Origin of the sequence: Acinetobacter indicus CIP 110367, from assembly GCF_000488255.1 — a bacterium.
Taxonomy (GTDB): Bacteria; Pseudomonadota; Gammaproteobacteria; order Pseudomonadales; family Moraxellaceae; genus Acinetobacter; species Acinetobacter indicus.
The window spans coordinates 436,401-451,026 of the sequence record NZ_KI530754.1 but is presented as its reverse complement, the minus strand read 5'-3'; the positions used below and the strand labels follow the sequence as shown (position 1 = coordinate 451,026).

18 protein-coding genes are annotated in these 14,626 nt (G+C 45.8%); 12 read left to right on the top strand and 6 right to left on the bottom strand.

What is annotated here, in order from left to right; all coding sequences use genetic code 11:
• Positions 1-117: 117 nt before the first annotated feature.
• From P253_RS06900 to ureC, 4 genes are all read left to right on the top strand, one after another.
• Positions 118-993 (top strand): urease accessory protein UreD, encoded by an 876-nt coding sequence (locus P253_RS06900; protein WP_016659274.1) that lies wholly within the window; start codon positions 118-120, stop codon positions 991-993.
• Positions 994-1,148: 155 nt separating this feature from the next.
• Positions 1,149-1,451 carry an urease subunit gamma gene (gene ureA / locus P253_RS06895; protein WP_016659273.1) on the top strand — a complete coding sequence of 101 codons (303 nt, stop codon included), beginning with the start codon at positions 1,149-1,151 and terminating at the stop codon, positions 1,449-1,451.
• Between the two features lie 9 nt (positions 1,452-1,460).
• Positions 1,461-1,769 carry an urease subunit beta gene (locus P253_RS15990; RefSeq protein WP_016659272.1) on the top strand — a complete coding sequence of 103 codons (309 nt, stop codon included), beginning with the start codon at positions 1,461-1,463 and terminating at the stop codon, positions 1,767-1,769.
• 12 nt (positions 1,770-1,781) lie between these two features.
• On the top strand, positions 1,782-3,482 hold the full coding sequence (ureC, locus tag P253_RS06885) for an urease subunit alpha (protein ID WP_016659271.1): 1,701 nt from the start codon (positions 1,782-1,784) through the stop codon (positions 3,480-3,482).
• A gap of 52 nt (positions 3,483-3,534) precedes the next feature.
• Here the strand turns inward: ureC and P253_RS06880 are convergent, their stop codons facing one another.
• Complete coding sequence (locus tag P253_RS06880) at positions 3,535-4,011, bottom strand: hypothetical protein (RefSeq protein WP_016659270.1); 477 nt, start codon at positions 4,009-4,011, stop codon at positions 3,535-3,537.
• A 2-nt stretch (positions 4,012-4,013) separates the two neighbouring features.
• Positions 4,014-4,244, bottom strand: coding sequence for a hypothetical protein (locus P253_RS06875; RefSeq protein ID WP_016659269.1), 231 nt, complete (start codon positions 4,242-4,244; stop codon positions 4,014-4,016).
• 217 nt (positions 4,245-4,461) lie between these two features.
• Between P253_RS06875 and ureE the strand changes: the two genes are divergently transcribed.
• The 4 genes from ureE (at position 4,462) to P253_RS06855 (ending at position 7,143) form a co-directional block, all read left to right on the top strand.
• Positions 4,462-4,947 (top strand): urease accessory protein UreE, encoded by a 486-nt coding sequence (ureE, locus tag P253_RS06870; protein ID WP_016659268.1) that lies wholly within the window; start codon positions 4,462-4,464, stop codon positions 4,945-4,947.
• The gene (locus P253_RS06865) at positions 4,934-5,599 is read left to right on the top strand and encodes an urease accessory protein UreF (protein WP_016659267.1); all 666 of its coding nucleotides are present in this window, start codon (positions 4,934-4,936) and stop codon (positions 5,597-5,599) included. Before ureE ends, P253_RS06865 begins: the two co-directional genes overlap by 14 nt.
• Before the next feature lie 159 nt (positions 5,600-5,758).
• The gene (gene ureG, locus P253_RS06860; protein ID WP_016659266.1) at positions 5,759-6,373 is read left to right on the top strand and encodes an urease accessory protein UreG; all 615 of its coding nucleotides are present in this window, start codon (positions 5,759-5,761) and stop codon (positions 6,371-6,373) included.
• Positions 6,374-6,711: 338 nt separating this feature from the next.
• Entirely contained in the window at positions 6,712-7,143 is a 432-nt protein-coding gene (locus P253_RS06855) for a hypothetical protein (RefSeq protein WP_016659265.1), read from the top strand.
• Between the two features lie 52 nt (positions 7,144-7,195).
• On the opposite strand, the gene rsmD is transcribed toward P253_RS06855, so the two are convergent.
• Positions 7,196-7,750: a 16S rRNA (guanine(966)-N(2))-methyltransferase RsmD gene (rsmD, locus tag P253_RS06850; protein ID WP_016659264.1), complete on the bottom strand. Its 555-nt coding sequence runs from the start codon at positions 7,748-7,750 to the stop codon at positions 7,196-7,198.
• 3 nt (positions 7,751-7,753) lie between these two features.
• Positions 7,754-9,766 (bottom strand): penicillin-binding protein 2, encoded by a 2,013-nt coding sequence (gene mrdA, locus P253_RS06845; protein ID WP_016659263.1) that lies wholly within the window; start codon positions 9,764-9,766, stop codon positions 7,754-7,756.
• A 239-nt stretch (positions 9,767-10,005) separates the two neighbouring features.
• Between mrdA and P253_RS06840 the strand changes: the two genes are divergently transcribed.
• From P253_RS06840 to P253_RS06825, 4 genes are all read left to right on the top strand, one after another.
• Entirely contained in the window at positions 10,006-10,524 is a 519-nt protein-coding gene (locus P253_RS06840; protein ID WP_023274415.1) for a hypothetical protein, read from the top strand.
• 62 nt (positions 10,525-10,586) lie between these two features.
• Positions 10,587-11,903, top strand: a complete 1,317-nt coding sequence (locus tag P253_RS06835; RefSeq protein ID WP_005179289.1) for a DUF445 domain-containing protein — start codon at positions 10,587-10,589, stop codon at positions 11,901-11,903.
• Positions 11,904-11,985: 82 nt separating this feature from the next.
• Positions 11,986-12,645 carry an adenylate kinase gene (gene adk / locus P253_RS06830; protein ID WP_005179287.1) on the top strand — a complete coding sequence of 220 codons (660 nt, stop codon included), beginning with the start codon at positions 11,986-11,988 and terminating at the stop codon, positions 12,643-12,645.
• 88 nt (positions 12,646-12,733) lie between these two features.
• Entirely contained in the window at positions 12,734-12,940 is a 207-nt protein-coding gene (locus P253_RS06825) for a hypothetical protein (RefSeq protein WP_016659261.1), read from the top strand.
• A 94-nt stretch (positions 12,941-13,034) separates the two neighbouring features.
• Here the strand turns inward: P253_RS06825 and nth are convergent, their stop codons facing one another.
• Both nth and P253_RS06815 read right to left on the bottom strand, forming a co-directional pair.
• Positions 13,035-13,745: an endonuclease III gene (gene nth / locus P253_RS06820; RefSeq protein WP_005179284.1), complete on the bottom strand. Its 711-nt coding sequence runs from the start codon at positions 13,743-13,745 to the stop codon at positions 13,035-13,037.
• Positions 13,746-13,748: 3 nt separating this feature from the next.
• Positions 13,749-14,546 carry an RnfABCDGE type electron transport complex subunit B gene (locus tag P253_RS06815; RefSeq protein ID WP_016659260.1) on the bottom strand — a complete coding sequence of 266 codons (798 nt, stop codon included), beginning with the start codon at positions 14,544-14,546 and terminating at the stop codon, positions 13,749-13,751.
• Between the last annotated feature and the right edge of the window lie 80 nt (positions 14,547-14,626).

The following is a 14,626-nucleotide window of genomic DNA, read 5'->3' as shown; positions in this document are numbered from 1 at the left end:
AGATGCACCATAGCAAGAAATGGCAGTCAGCCAAAGCGAAATCTGCGCCGATAGAAACTGGTGCAGTTATTGCTTAATGCCAGGGCATAGACTTCAAAAAGATACGAATTGAGCAAAATGAATCAGCTGGTGGCAACAGAAGTGAAGCCTGCGGTGCAATATTGGTTTGCACAGCTCGAACTTGGCTTTAAAGGCGCAGAAAATCGCACCGTATTGGAACATCGTAAACATCATGGTCCTGTTCGGGTGCAAAAAATGCTGTGGCCGGAAAAAACCGGGGTGTGCCACGCCATTATTGTGCATCCACCGGCAGGCATTGCCGGGGGTGATCATTTAACCTTTCAGATGTCGGCAGAGCAGGCCGCACATGCCTTGGTGACCACGCCGGGTGCAGGAAAATGGTACAAGACCAATCAAAAACAGGCTTTCCAACATATTGATATTACAGTTAAAGATGCCTCTATTTTTGAATGGCTACCACAAGAAACCATGCTCTTTAATGGTGCACATGCCAATTCTGAAACCAGAGTTATTTTGGAGGATGCCGCCAGTTTTATTGGTTGGGATATGTTGGTACTGGGCCGTCAGGCGCGCCATGAAACATTTATCGAGGGCAGTTATCAAAATCGATTTCAGCTGTACCGGAACAATAAATTACTGGTCACTGACCGTTTGAGTTTTAGTGGCAATGACCGCTGGCTCAGCTCCTGTTTGGGAATGAACGGTCATGCAGTCATGGCTAGCTTCTGGGCAGTGCCGCCAGAAAAATTCCGCTCAAAATTCTATTTAGATCAGCAGATTGATCAAATCCGTGAGCTGATTATGCGCATGGATATTAAGGTGACGTTAACCCTGCTGGATGATGTGGTGACAGCACGTTATCTGGGGGATGACGTACGCCAGTGTCATGATGCCTTTGCCGCAATACGTGCCAAGCTGCGCCGTGACTGGTTTGATTTAGATGAAGAATTTCCGAGGATTTGGCGGACATAAAATGGAGTTCTCCCTCCCAATGGGAGGGAGCTAGAGGGAGGGTAAATACATTGGGTTTATTACCTCTCCCTAACCCTCTCCTGAAAGGAGAGGGAATATCATTTTTTAGCACACATTTTGCATTACACCCTTTAGAACAAACTTAGGAACGAGATATGGAACTCAATCCCACTGAAAAAGACAAAATGCTGATTTTTACTGCGGGCTTGGTGGCCGAACGCCGTAAAGCACGTGGGCTAAAACTGAACTATCCCGAGGCGATTGCCTATATTTCTGCCGCGTTGTTAGAAGGCGCACGTGATGGCATGAGCGTCAGTGAGCTGATGCATTACGGCACCACGTTATTAAAACGCGAAGATGTGATGGATGGCATTCCGGAAATGATTGGGGAAGTACAGGTTGAAGCGACATTTCCAGATGGCTCAAAACTCGTCACTGTGCATCAACCGATTGTCTAGGAGTCAAACATGATACCTGGAGAAGTGATTACCCCTGATTTAGATATTGAAATGAATGTGGGGCGTCAGACCTTAAAAATGACCGTGGCAAATGCCGGTGACCGTCCGATTCAAGTCGGTTCACATTTTCATTTTTATGAGGCCAATGATGCTTTGCAATTTAACCGTGAAGCAGCGCGAGGCTATCGTCTAAATATTGCAGCAGGGACTGCGGTACGTTTTGAGCCAGGTCAAAACCGTGATATTGAACTGGTCGCTTTGGCAGGTAAACGGGAAGTGTACGGTTTTGCAGGTCGTGTCATGGGTCCATTGGATTAAGGAAAAATTAAAATGAAAATGTCACGCCGCGCCTATGCGGAAATGTTTGGTCCAACGGTGGGTGATCGGGTTCGTTTGGCCGATACCGAACTATTTATTGAAGTGGAACAAGACCTCACCACTTATGGTGAAGAAGTTAAATTTGGTGGCGGTAAAGTTATTCGTGATGGGATGGGGCAGTCACAACTTTTGGCTGATGATGTTGCCGATACCGTCATTACCAATACCTTAATTGTGGATTGGTGGGGGATTATTAAAGCCGATGTCGGTTTAAAGAACGGACGTATCTGGAAAATTGGTAAAGCGGGTAATCCTGATATTCAGCCAGATATTACCATTCCACTCGGTGCTGCTACTGAAGTGATTGCAGGTGAAGGGCAAATTTTAACCGCAGGTGGGGTCGATACCCATATTCACTGGATTTGTCCGCAACAAGTTGAAACAGCACTCATGTCAGGTGTCACGACCATGATTGGCGGTGGTACAGGCCCTGCGGCAGGAACCTCTGCAACCACGGTGACACCGGGACCTTGGCATATCTCGACCATGCTACAAGCGATTGATGATTTACCGATGAATATTGGCTTGCTTGGTAAAGGCAACCTCAGCCAACCTGACCCAATTGCAGAGCAGATTCGAGCAGGTGTAGTCGGTTTAAAACTGCATGAGGATTGGGGCTCTACACCAGCCGCGATTGATAACTGTTTGACGGTGGCAGATGAATTTGATGTGCAAGTGGCAATTCATACCGATACCTTAAATGAAAGCGGTTTCCTGGAAGAAACTTTGGCGGCATTTAAAAATCGTACCATTCACACTTATCATACCGAAGGTGCGGGCGGTGGACATGCGCCTGATATTTTAAAAGCCATTGGTCAGCCGAATGTGTTGCCATCATCCACCAATCCAACCCGTCCTTATACCATCAACACCATTGATGAACATCTGGATATGTTGATGGTCTGTCACCATTTAGATCCTGCCATTTCGGAAGATGTGGCGTTTGCGGAAAGTCGTATTCGCCGTGAAACCATTGCTGCGGAAGATATTTTGCAGGATTTAGGTGCAATTGCCATGATGTCCTCGGACTCGCAGGCGATGGGACGTGTCGGTGAAGTGGTGATACGCACATGGCAAACCGCACATAAAATGAAAGTGCAGCGTGGTCCTTTAGAAGATGATAATGCCACGCATGACAATAATCGAGTGAAGCGTTATATCGCCAAATATACGATTAACCCTGCCATTACCCATGGTTTAAGCCATGAAATCGGTTCGGTAGAAGTCGGAAAACTTGCCGATTTAGTGCTGTGGAAGCCTGCCTTTTTTGGTGTAAAACCGTCGATGATTATTAAAGGCGGGATGATTGCGGCAGCGCCAATGGGCGATATTAATGCGTCAATTCCAACACCGCAGCCAGTGCATTATCGTCCGATGTTTGGTGCCAATGCCCGTGGTGTGCATAACACCTGTATTACGTTTTTGTCGCAAGTGGCGATTGATGCGAGTGTGCATGAAAAGCTAGGGCTGAAAAAGTTGATTAGCCCATGTAAAGGCACACGGGATATTCAGAAGAAAGATATGAAGCTGAATACTTACTGCCCTGTGATGGAAGTTGATCCTGAAATTTATGAAGTTCGTGCAGATGGTCAGTTGCTGACCTGTGAGCCTGCGGAAGTGTTGCCAATGGCGCAAAGGTATTTCTTGTTTTAAGCTCTTGGAGGATATTAAGGGTATATAAATAATTAGATTTATTTCTAGACCCTTAGCTGACTATATCAATATTTTGCACATTATTTTTTTTGAACTGATCATCCCAAGTTAGTTTAATTGTGAATTTACTTGGGAAATCGTAGCTCCTAGAACATATGATTTTTCCTGAATGTCCAGAATTAAGATTCATAGGAAAAATTTCATCTATATTGCAAAAATAATTTTGAAATTTTTTGTCTACTAATATGTCTAGGTTCACATTTTCTGCAGTTGCCTTTCCTGTGTTTGTAACAACTAAATAATGGCTCTTTGAAGATGAAGTCATATAGGCTCTAAGTTCTGCTCTATTATTTTCCTTAATATGCTCAACTTCTTTATTTAATATAAGATCATTAATCTTGATTTGTTGTTCAATAACTTTTCTATTAAGTGAACGGAAAGAGAAAAAACTATACATAGCAAAGCCAATTGATATAGCAGAAAATATCGCTGAAAGTCCTGCAATAGTGAGTTCCCAATTGATTTGCATGTTTATTTCCAATTTTTTCCTTTAAATATTTTTTGAATTTCTTTTGTTAAATCTTTCGATAATTGTTCAATGTTGATTTTTTCCTCAAGATTGTTTTGATTAATCAACTCATCTTTATGAATTTTTAGACTGCATGTTTGACAACTAACGATTTTATATTCATCTATAGCTAGGTACTCACTTTTACAGCTAGGGCAATTTAAGGTGATACTTTCAGGCAGGTCTAATTTCATGTTTTACTTATTTAATTTTATTGTTTAATAAATCTATAAAAAAATATGTGTTTTTACAAGTTAGAATCTTGATCAAATTAAAAAATATTGATGCACCAAGAAAACTCATAATTGGCATAAAAACTGCTTACTTTTGATGCGTAAATTTACAGATATTTTGCTTTGAAATTGAAAAACATGACTCACAGCAAAACATCTTCGTGACAAAAGGAACAGCATGAAAATCTACACTCAACGAATAGAACACATTTCAGAGGGAAGCACTTTTGAAACCGTCGAACTCAGTTTCGACACCCGTCAAAAGAGCCGATTTCGTGCAACACTCAAAAACGGAACAGATATTGGTGCAGACCTACCACGCACAGGAATTTTGCGTAGCGGCTCATTTATTGCCACCGAACAAGGCGACATTTTAAGAGTCGATGCTAAACCTGAACGCCTGATGCAAGTGGTCGCAAAAACGGATTTCGATTTACTGAAAGCTGCCTATCACCTTGGTAACCGCCATGTACCACTGATGCTGACACCAAGTGCACTCTATTTTGAGCCTGACCACGTTTTAGCAGAAATGGTGGTTGGACTCGGTTTAACCGTCAATGAAGTTGAACATCCATTTGAACCGGAAAGCGGTGCATACGCACAACATGCACATGACCATCGTTTAAGCCCAATCAAAGCGATTCACGCTCATGCCCATCACTAATGCAGCGCATTTGCTCAAACTGCTGACGCTATCATCTACAGCGTTACCTGTAGGGGCATATTGCTATTCGCAAGGGGTGGAAACTGCCATTGAGCAAGGCTTAATTCAAGATGAAAACACCAGCATTGCCTACTTTGAAGAAGTCTTGGAAATGCTACTCGTACGTTTTGAACTGCCGATTTTAAAACGACTAATGCAAAGCCATGACGATGATGAGCAGTTTGAGCATTGGGCAAATATCTACCGTGCCAGTCGTGAAAGTCGTGAGCTTTTAGCCGAGTCGCAGCAATTGGCATTTTCCTTAAATGCATGGATTAAAGACGTTCTAAAAATGCCGGTAACCGTGAAGAAGCAAATGGGCTTTGTGCCTGTCTATGCACAGCTTTGCGGTCGTTTACAACTGAATGAAGCAGATGTGCTGACAGCGTATACCTTTACCGTTTTAGAAAATCAGGTTTTGGGTGCTGTAAAAACTGTGCCACTTGGACAAATGAGCGGACAACGCATTTTGTGGCATTTGCATGGCTTAGTCCCACAGGCAATTGAAAAAGCATTGTTACTCGAAGATGGTCAACTGAGCAGTGCATTACCGAATTACGCCATGCTCAGTATGGCACATGAAACACAGTATTCACGATTATTTAGATCCTAAGAAAGTCTCCCTTTTAAAAGGGAGATTTAGAGGGATTAAAAATTTAATCAATATTCCCTCTCCCTATGGGAGAGGGTAAGGGAGAGGGGATGACCTCACCCTTGCGCAGTATTAATGCTCATCTCCTAGAAGGAGAGGGCTTTTATAAGGAAAATTAACATGACAGAACGCTCTCCATTACGTGTCGGTATCGGTGGTCCAGTTGGCTCAGGTAAAACCGCATTGACGCTGAATTTATGCCAAGCGTTGCGTACACGCTATAACATGGCGGTGGTGACCAACGATATTTACACCAAAGAAGATTCCAACTTTTTAACCCGCAATGAAGCGATGACACCTGACCGTATTGTCGGGGTCGAAACAGGGGGCTGTCCGCATACCGCGATTCGTGAAGATGCCTCCATTAACCTTGCAGCTATTGATGACTTATGTGAAAAGTTTGATGGTCTAGAGCTAATTATTATTGAAAGTGGCGGCGATAATTTGGCTGCGACCTTTAGCCCTGAACTGTCGGATTTGACCTTGTATGTGATTGATGTTGCAGGCGGTGAAAAGATTCCACGTAAAGGTGGACCGGGCATTACCAAGTCAGATTTACTAATCATTAATAAAACAGATCTAGCGCCAATGGTCGGGGCTAATCTCGATATCATGGACCAAGATGCCAAACGTATGCGTGGCGAAAAACCATTTTTATTTTCCAATATGAAAACCAAAGATGGTTTGGAGCAGATTATTGAGTTTATTGAAAAACAGGGCCTGTTTAAAAACTAAATAGCCTAAGCAATATCTCTATTTTTCCCTGATTCTAAAAAGATGGCTACGGCTGTCTTTTTTCTTGTGAGTATTCAACATTTGCACTGCTTGAATATCGAGTCAAAAGCTCATCTTTCTGAACCAATTTTGGTCTCCACTTGCAAATAGTAGATCAGGCAGGGCAGATATAACCTTAACTCGACAGAAACTCGGCCAGTCTTTTCTTTTATCCACCAGAAAAATAGCCTAGATATGGATGAAATATGAACTTGCACATACAGGAACGCAACAAAAAATTGCCAGTAAATTCATGCTGATTGCTGAAAATGCAGCCATCTGAACAGGGGATAAATTGCATGAAAAAGCTGGCTTTTGTGTCGCTGGTGGCGGTGGCACTTACCGGGTGTGTGGTCACGCCGTATGAGAGTGGTCCACGACATAGCGTCTATACCGGATATGATCGAGGCTATTCAAGCTATCCATATACCGTGTCGCGTTGGGAACATGAACGCCGTCCGGTGTATATTCAGCAGCGTCCATCGGTTAAGCCAGTGAATCGACCGCATGCTCAACGTCCGCATGGGCAAAAACCGGGTCAGGCCAATCGTCCTGCACATAAACCGACACAGAGTAAACCTGCACAAAGCAAACCGGTAAAGCCAAATCGTCCGGTGGCCAACAAGCCGCCCGTGAAGAAGCCACAGGTGAGTAATCCAGCTAAGGCCAAACCAGTGACGGCTTTGCCGCCGACTTCTGGAGTGCAGCGTCCATTACGACCGGGCGTATAAATCAAAAAGGATTCCATCTGGAATCCTTTTTTTATAACCGTTCAATCAAACGTTAAAGTGATTTCTGATACAGTCCGGCGCGGACCGTACCGGCTTTGGTTTCCTTGATTTGCTGCCAGGAGGCCGGCAGTTTTAGCTGTTTTAGATCACGGTCGGCTTCGACATAAATCAGGCCTTTATCCTGAATTAATGGATCAGCCAGTTGTGCCAGCTGTTCCCATAAATCCAGGCTATAAGGCGGATCAAGAAACACCAGATCATAGCTGTCTTTCAGACTGGCCAGCGCCTGCTGTGCAGTACTGATTTTTAACTGGGCCCGGGCTTTGGTGACTTTTAACAGTTCTAGGTTCTGGGTCAGGAACTGGGCTTGAGTGCGGTCCGGTTCAATCATGGTGACCTGTGCAGCACCACGTGATAGCGCTTCAAAGGAAAGCGCCCCCGAGCCGGCACACAGGTCCAGTACTTTGGCATTTTGCACATCCCACATCAGCCAGTTAAACAGGGTTTCACGCACCCGGTCCGGCGTCGGGCGTAAACCGTCAATACTGGCAAAGGCCAACTGGCGACGTTTCCAGTCTCCACCAATAATTCGTAGCTGGTTTTTCATGGTTTAGTCACTCTCTATTGTGGCAGATGGGGCAGCGGCCGGTGTTGCTGGCGCAGATGCAGCAGTATCCTGAGCCGGAGTGGTGGTGCTACGAGCACCTTCGGCACTTGGCAGTTCACTTGGCTTTAAACCGGCGGTCATCAGGCCACCACTAATTTGGGCCGCAGATGGGCGAATCGGATTCTTGTCTTTGTTGAGTAGCCAGTAATCCAGAATTGGACGGGCCAGGGCAGTGGCAGCACTCCCACCACGGCCATTTTCCAGAATCACCGCAATGGCAATTTCAGGTTTTTCTGCCGGAGCGAAGCCGACAAATAAACCGTGGTCAAGCTGACGGTCGGTGAGCAGTGCTTCATTATAGCGTTTGCCCTGCGCAATACTTTTGACCTGCGCGGTCCCGGTTTTTCCGGCAATTGAATATTGCAGGCCGCTTTTAATGCCTTTACCGGTGCCTGATTGAATGACATCAACCATGGCATCGCGCATTTTAATCCAGTCTTCATCGGTCCCGTTAAATTCAATGCGGCCATTGGTACCATTATGCACCTTAAATGGCCGTGCACCGCGGCTTTCACGCAGCACGTGTGGCGTGACTTTAAAGCCCTGGTTGGCGGTAATGGCCGTAGCCATGGCCAGTTGTAATGGTGTTGCGGTAAAGGCACCCTGACCAATACTGACGGAAATGGTCTCACCACGCATCCATTTGGCATTGCGGGTACGCATCTTCCATTCCGGACTCGGGTATAAACCAGTGCTTTCACTTGGTAAATCAACACCAGTGTGCTCACTAAAACCAAACTGGCGCATCCAGTCATTCATCTTTTCAATGCCCATCCGGTAGGACAGTACATAGAAATAGGTATCACAGGACACCACCTGAGCAGTGTGCATATTGACAATGCCATGCCCCGATTTTTTATGGTCACGGAAACGGTGGCTGTCGCCTGGTAAGGTGAAATAGCCATAATCCTGAATCGCAGTGCTCCAGTCGACCAGACCATAATGAATCCCGCCTAAACCAAACATTGGCTTAATGGTCGAGCCGGGCGGATAGACTCCTTGTACGGCACGGTTATATAGCGGCTGGTCAATATTGTCGCGCAGGGCGGCATAGTTGGTATGGCTGATGCCGGTGACAAAGAGATTCGGGTTAAAGCTGGGGCTTGACACCAGCGCCAGAATTTCCCCGGTACGTGGATCAAGCGCGACAATCGCACCACGACGGCCGGCCAGCTGTTCAGAGGCCACCACTTGTAAGCCATAATCTAAGGACAAGTAGAGATCATTACCGCGAACTGGGTCTTTACGGCCCAAATGACGCAGTACATTACCGTGTGCATCGGCCTCGACCGATTCATTACCCGGTACGCCGTGCAGTAAATGCTCATATGATTTTTCTACGCCAATTTTACCAATCAGGTTGGTGCCGGCGTAGGCATCTTTATCAATCTCTTTCAGCTCTTTGTCATTGATCCGGCCCACATAACCAATCACATGCGCAAACAGCTCACCATGTGGATAGTAACGGGTCATCTGGGTTTCAATATTCACCCCGGAAAACTGGAATTTCACTTCACTGAAACGGGCAATATCGGTTTCGTTCAGATTCAGTTTAATGGACACCCGTTCAGTTTTACGTGCGGTTTTAATCCGGCTCTGGAAGCGTTCAATATCTTCTTCAGTCAGTTCCAGAATCGGGGTCAGCCGTTCGATGGTGGCATCAATATCTTCGACATCGGCCCGGCTTAAGGTCGCGGTAAAGACCGGATAGTTATCGGCCAGCAATACCCCATTACGGTCATAAATATAACCGCGCGCGGGCGCTAAGGGTTGCAGGCGAATCCGGTTTTTGTCAGATGCGGTGGCAAACTCATCAAAGTTGCTGATTTGCAGATAGGCATAACGCACCACCAGCAGCAGCAAAAAGAAACTGACCAGCCCGATAGAGATGAACACCCGATTGCGAAAAATGCGCTTTTCTTGCTGAACGTTTTTTAAAGGAAAGTGCTGTTTCATATGCAATCGGCTTAAACAGATCAAGGAGATGAGAATAGGGCTGTTATTCTAGCCGATAACACAGCGCTTTGCGTATGCCTGCATGACCGATTCGACACAAATAATGCGATTTAGATTTTTGACTTTTGCGACAATAAAAAGATCGGCTGCTGTATATAAGAATCTGGGTAAATCTGCTACAGTCAAAAAAATAAAACAGGATTGTTTTACAATTAGAATTAAGGAACTTGGTGAAAATAATGAAAAAAGTATATTCCTTAGTGGCATGTATTGCGCTGTGCAATGTGGCCTATGCCGAAGAATCTTCTTTTTTCCCGAAGGCAAAATTGACCGGGGAAGATACAAAAACCTGGAATGTCGGGGCAGGAATTACACAAAAATTACTTCATTTAAATGCAGAATGGGTCAATCCCTACGGCATTGCCTATGCCAAAGCCGGGGCATTTTTAAATGGGGATCATGAACCGGGTGGACAAATTGGCTTTCGCTTGCCATATCATTTCACCGGTAAAGATAAAAATGGTTATTATATCGGAGCTTATGCGGGTCATCTTGAATCCAAAGTGGTCGACCAGAAAGAGAAAGCACGTCTGGGCGCTGGTGTAGATCTTGCTTATGTCTTGCTGAGCCGTGAACGGATCAGTACCTTTAGTGTGGGGATTGGTGCAGGTGAAAAACTGGAAGATCGGGCCGGTCGGGTGATTGCAGAAACCGAGCCAAAACTACAATTTTCCTATACTTTAAGTGTGGGTTTATAGCCAGAATAGCGAGTTAAATGCTTTTAGAATCCGGTAATTAGAAATAAATATGGAAAATATGCATGCTTGAGTACATCAATCAGTTGTGGCAAACCTTTTTGAATCGCCCGGATTTTTGGGCTGTGCTCAGCATTATCCCTGTCACCGCTTTTGTGACCTGGGCCCACGTGTGGATGGCACTGAAAATGGTGTTCTATCCCATTAATTTCTGGGGCTTTCATCTGGGGCCGTTGCCGGTGGGCTGGCAGGGGATTGTGCCGAGAAAAGCCGGGCGTATTTCAGGCATTATTACCGACAATACCTTGTCTAAACTGGGCTCATTGCGCGAATTTCTGGATGCCATGGACCCGGAAGATATGGCACGGATTATTGGCGAGCAGGTCGGTTTCGAGCTGGAGCATTTAATTGATGAGGTGATGATCGATCGCAATGCTGTGCTGTGGGAGAACCTGCCCTATTCAATTAAACGCCGCATTTATGCCCAGGCACATAAACAGCTGCCTGCGGTGCTACGTGAACTGGTCACTGAACTGACTTTGAATGTCGAGTCACTGGTGGATATGCGCGAAATGGTGGTACGCCAGATGGAAGGCGACCGCCGTTTAATGGTGCGTATGTTCCTGAAAGTGGGCCAGAAAGAAATTAACTTTATCTGGCATATCAGTGCGTTAATCGGGATGTTCTTTGGTATATTCCAGATGATTGTCTGGTTTATTGTGCCGTGGCACTGGACCGTACCATTCTGGGCCGCCATCTGGGGCTTTTTAACCAACTGGATTGCGATCTGGATGGTGTTCAACCCGATTGAACCGCATTATGTGAAGTATCCACAATTTTTTACGCGAACACAGAGTCGCAAATTTCCGTGGATTAAACCTGTTATTCCGCGCATTGGCACCTATAATGTTCAGGGTGCCTTTATGAAGCGCCAGGAAGAGGTGTCTGATGTATTTGCCAGTGTGGTCACCGAAGATTTAATTACTTTAAAATCCATTATGACCGAAATGATGTATGGCAGTAAAAAAGACAAGACCCGTCGGATTGTTAAACGCCATATTAATGAAATTATGGAAACCCCACTGGTCAGAACCTCTTTACAATTGTCTTTAGGGCCAAAAGAATACGCGAAACTCAAGACAGACTTGATCGATCGCTCAATTGAAATTACGATGGTGCCTGTATGCGACCCAGCCTTTAATGCGAGCCGTGCACAGAAAATCTATCAAATGTTTAGAGAACGTATTCTTGAACTTACACCAAGAGAGTTTCAAAATTTATTGCGTCCTGCCTTTCAGGAAGATGAATGGATCTTGATTGTATTGGGAGGGGTAACCGGTTTTATTGCTGGTTTAATACATTTGTTTGTCGCTTTCTTATAATTGGATGCTGGACAGCATGTCGAACCTGAGTTCGTCATGAACAAAGTGTCATGTACATTGTTAAAAATGAGGATGTTTTTTTATGCGCATTATCTTACTCGGACCACCTGGAGCAGGTAAAGGTACACAAGCTCAGTTGATCTGTAAGCGCTACAATATCCCACAAATTTCAACCGGTGATATGCTCCGTGCTGCGATTCGTGAAGGTACTGAATTAGGTCTACAGGCTAAAAACGTAATGGAAAGCGGTGGTTTGGTTTCAGATGAATTGATCATCGGTTTAGTGAAAGAGCGTATTGCTCAACCTGATTGTGCCAATGGCTGCATTTTTGATGGTTTCCCGCGTACCATTCCACAAGCGGAAGCGCTGGAAAAAGAAGGCATCAACATTGATCACGTGATTGAAATTGATGTACCGGACGAAGAAATCGTACAGCGTCTGTCTGGTCGCCGTCAGCACCCGGCTTCTGGTCGTGTTTATCACATCGTTTACAATCCGCCAAAAGTGGAAGGTAAAGATGATGAAACGGGTGAAGATCTGGTACAACGTCCAGATGACCAGGAAGAAACCATTCGTAAGCGTTTAGCGTCTTACCACACTGAAACTGAGCAACTGGTTGGTTTCTACCAAGGCCGCGCAGCGACAGGTGAAAATGCACCGACGTATGACAAACTTAACGGTCTACGTCCAATTGAAGATGTACAAGCGGATCTGTTCGCAATTTTAGATCAGGCAAAATAATCACCCGCTGATTGTTTTGACTTTAAGGGAGTCCTCGGTCATAGTAGGGCTCCTTTTTTATTTGCGTGCGTATAAGGAAACTGCCTCGGTGAAAATTGGTATGTTAATTTTAATGGTGCTGTTCCTGGCCATGTTGGTGGGTCTGTTTTATATCAGCTATAAAATGCTGCTAAAAGTGCGTCAGGAAGAACGTGCTGAAAATGCCAACCAGCCACAGCAACGTCAATTGCATCCTAAATTGCAGGCGCAATTAGAGCAGCAGAAAAAAGCGCAAGATAAAGACGCACAAGACTAAGCGGCTTTTGGTCGCCCGGCTTAGATCAGCATTATTGAATGATCTACCTCGAATATGCAGCGCAGGTCATCTTCAAGTATAAAAAAAGCTGAATTCAGGATTCAGCTTCAATATTTTTGACTGCAATCTGGCGCGCAGCTCCAAACTCAAACCGGTCTGGCCAGTTACAGACATCGGCCACTACACATTCATAGCATTTAGGCTTGCGGGCAATACAGCAATAGCGGCCATGCAGAATTAGCCAGTGATGTGCATCAACGATAAATTCTTTGGGAATCACCTTCACCAGACGGTGCTCCACTTCCAGCACATTTTTACCCACGGCTAAACCGGTCCGGTTGCCGACACGGAAAATATGCGTGTCGACTGCCATGGTCGGTTGACCAAACGCCGTGTTCAGCACCACATTGGCTGTTTTACGCCCCACACCCGGCAAGGCTTCCAGATCGGCCCGATTTTCCGGTACCTGGCTGTTATGCTTTTCAATCAGGATTTTACAGGCCTTAATCACATTTTCCGCTTTGGAATTATATAGGCCAATGGTCTTGATATAGTCCTTTAGTCCATCAACCCCCAGTGCATAAATCGCTTCCGGAGTATTCGCTACTGGAAATAATTTGTCTGTGGCTTTGTTCACGCTAACATCGGTGGCCTGCGCCGATAAGGTCACTGCCACCAGCAATTCAAACGGTGAGGAGAAATTCAGTTCGGTGGTTGGATGCGGACGCTGTTCACGCAAGCGCTCAAAAAAGGTATAGACCTGCTTTCGGGTCAAGTTTTTTACCGGTTTGACTGCGCTGCTCATGAATTAGGCCTCTCCCTGTAAGTGCTGTAATTGTTGCTGAAGCTGCGCCAGTTGCGCGCGCTTGTTGGCATCTTCACGCACACTCAGCTGTTTTTCTAATTTTTTGATCTGGGTTCTGAGCTTGGCCAGCTCGATGGTGGTTTTGGCATCGTGGGTGACAGCCGGATGATCGGCTTTTTCAACCATCTGGATTTCCGGTACGGCATCGGTCTGCTGCGAGAACTGGGCGAACAGCGCGGTATCAATTTCAGCACGCACCACGGGCCCTTTACGGTGCAGGCGGCGCAGCTCTTCACGCTGAATGTGCGCATAATAGCGCTGGCGTAAATCCTTCTGCTCGCTCATCCGTTCCGCGTCTGTGGGTACGGGTTTGACATCTTCAACCAGATCAATACAGTCCACCGGGCAGGGTGGAATACACAGTTCACAGCCGGTACACAGGTCGGTCAGAATGCTGTGCATCAGTTTGCCGGAACCTAAAATGGCATCGACCGGGCAGGCATTAATACATTTGGTACAGCCAATACATTCATCTTCACGAATCACCGCTTTCATACGCTGCGGACGGCCATCGGACTGAATGGGCCAGACACTGGCTTCGGCGGTTAAGCGTTCTCTGCCCAGCAGGTTGGCCAGCGCATCGGCAACCGGTTGACCGCCCGGTACACATTTATTGGCGGCTTCACCTTCGGCAATTGACTTTGCATAGGGTAAACATCCATCCCGATGTCCACATAAACCGCATTGGGTTTGAGGAAGCAGGGCATCAATATTCTGGATGAGAGCAATTTGCGAATTCATGTAAAAACCACGGCTGCGAAGGGCGCAGAGAAAGCGAACAATAAACCTGAGCCGCAGATTCTAGCATGTTTTCAAGCATT

What these genes read in the sequence shown, in the direction of transcription:
- P253_RS06855 (WP_016659265.1), top strand. Translation starts at nt 6,712, where the DNA reads ATGAAAAAGCTGGCTTTTGTGTCGCTGGTGGCGGTGGCACTTACCGGG.
- adk (WP_005179287.1), top strand. Translation starts at nt 11,986, where the DNA reads ATGCGCATTATCTTACTCGGACCACCTGGAGCAGGTAAAGGTACACAA.
- P253_RS06900 (WP_016659274.1), top strand. Translation starts at nt 118, where the DNA reads ATGAATCAGCTGGTGGCAACAGAAGTGAAGCCTGCGGTGCAATATTGG.
- P253_RS06865 (WP_016659267.1), top strand. Translation starts at nt 4,934, where the DNA reads ATGCCCATCACTAATGCAGCGCATTTGCTCAAACTGCTGACGCTATCA.
- P253_RS06875 (WP_016659269.1), bottom strand. Translation starts at nt 4,244, where the DNA reads ATGAAATTAGACCTGCCTGAAAGTATCACCTTAAATTGCCCTAGCTGT.
- ureA (WP_016659273.1), top strand. Translation starts at nt 1,149, where the DNA reads ATGGAACTCAATCCCACTGAAAAAGACAAAATGCTGATTTTTACTGCG.
- rsmD (WP_016659264.1), bottom strand. Translation starts at nt 7,750, where the DNA reads ATGAAAAACCAGCTACGAATTATTGGTGGAGACTGGAAACGTCGCCAG.
- P253_RS06815 (WP_016659260.1), bottom strand. Translation starts at nt 14,546, where the DNA reads ATGAATTCGCAAATTGCTCTCATCCAGAATATTGATGCCCTGCTTCCT.
- ureG (WP_016659266.1), top strand. Translation starts at nt 5,759, where the DNA reads ATGACAGAACGCTCTCCATTACGTGTCGGTATCGGTGGTCCAGTTGGC.
- ureE (WP_016659268.1), top strand. Translation starts at nt 4,462, where the DNA reads ATGAAAATCTACACTCAACGAATAGAACACATTTCAGAGGGAAGCACT.
- nth (WP_005179284.1), bottom strand. Translation starts at nt 13,745, where the DNA reads ATGAGCAGCGCAGTCAAACCGGTAAAAAACTTGACCCGAAAGCAGGTC.
- P253_RS06880 (WP_016659270.1), bottom strand. Translation starts at nt 4,011, where the DNA reads ATGCAAATCAATTGGGAACTCACTATTGCAGGACTTTCAGCGATATTT.
- P253_RS15990 (WP_016659272.1), top strand. Translation starts at nt 1,461, where the DNA reads ATGATACCTGGAGAAGTGATTACCCCTGATTTAGATATTGAAATGAAT.
- ureC (WP_016659271.1), top strand. Translation starts at nt 1,782, where the DNA reads ATGAAAATGTCACGCCGCGCCTATGCGGAAATGTTTGGTCCAACGGTG.
- P253_RS06835 (WP_005179289.1), top strand. Translation starts at nt 10,587, where the DNA reads ATGCTTGAGTACATCAATCAGTTGTGGCAAACCTTTTTGAATCGCCCG.
- P253_RS06840 (WP_023274415.1), top strand. Translation starts at nt 10,006, where the DNA reads ATGAAAAAAGTATATTCCTTAGTGGCATGTATTGCGCTGTGCAATGTG.
- mrdA (WP_016659263.1), bottom strand. Translation starts at nt 9,766, where the DNA reads ATGAAACAGCACTTTCCTTTAAAAAACGTTCAGCAAGAAAAGCGCATT.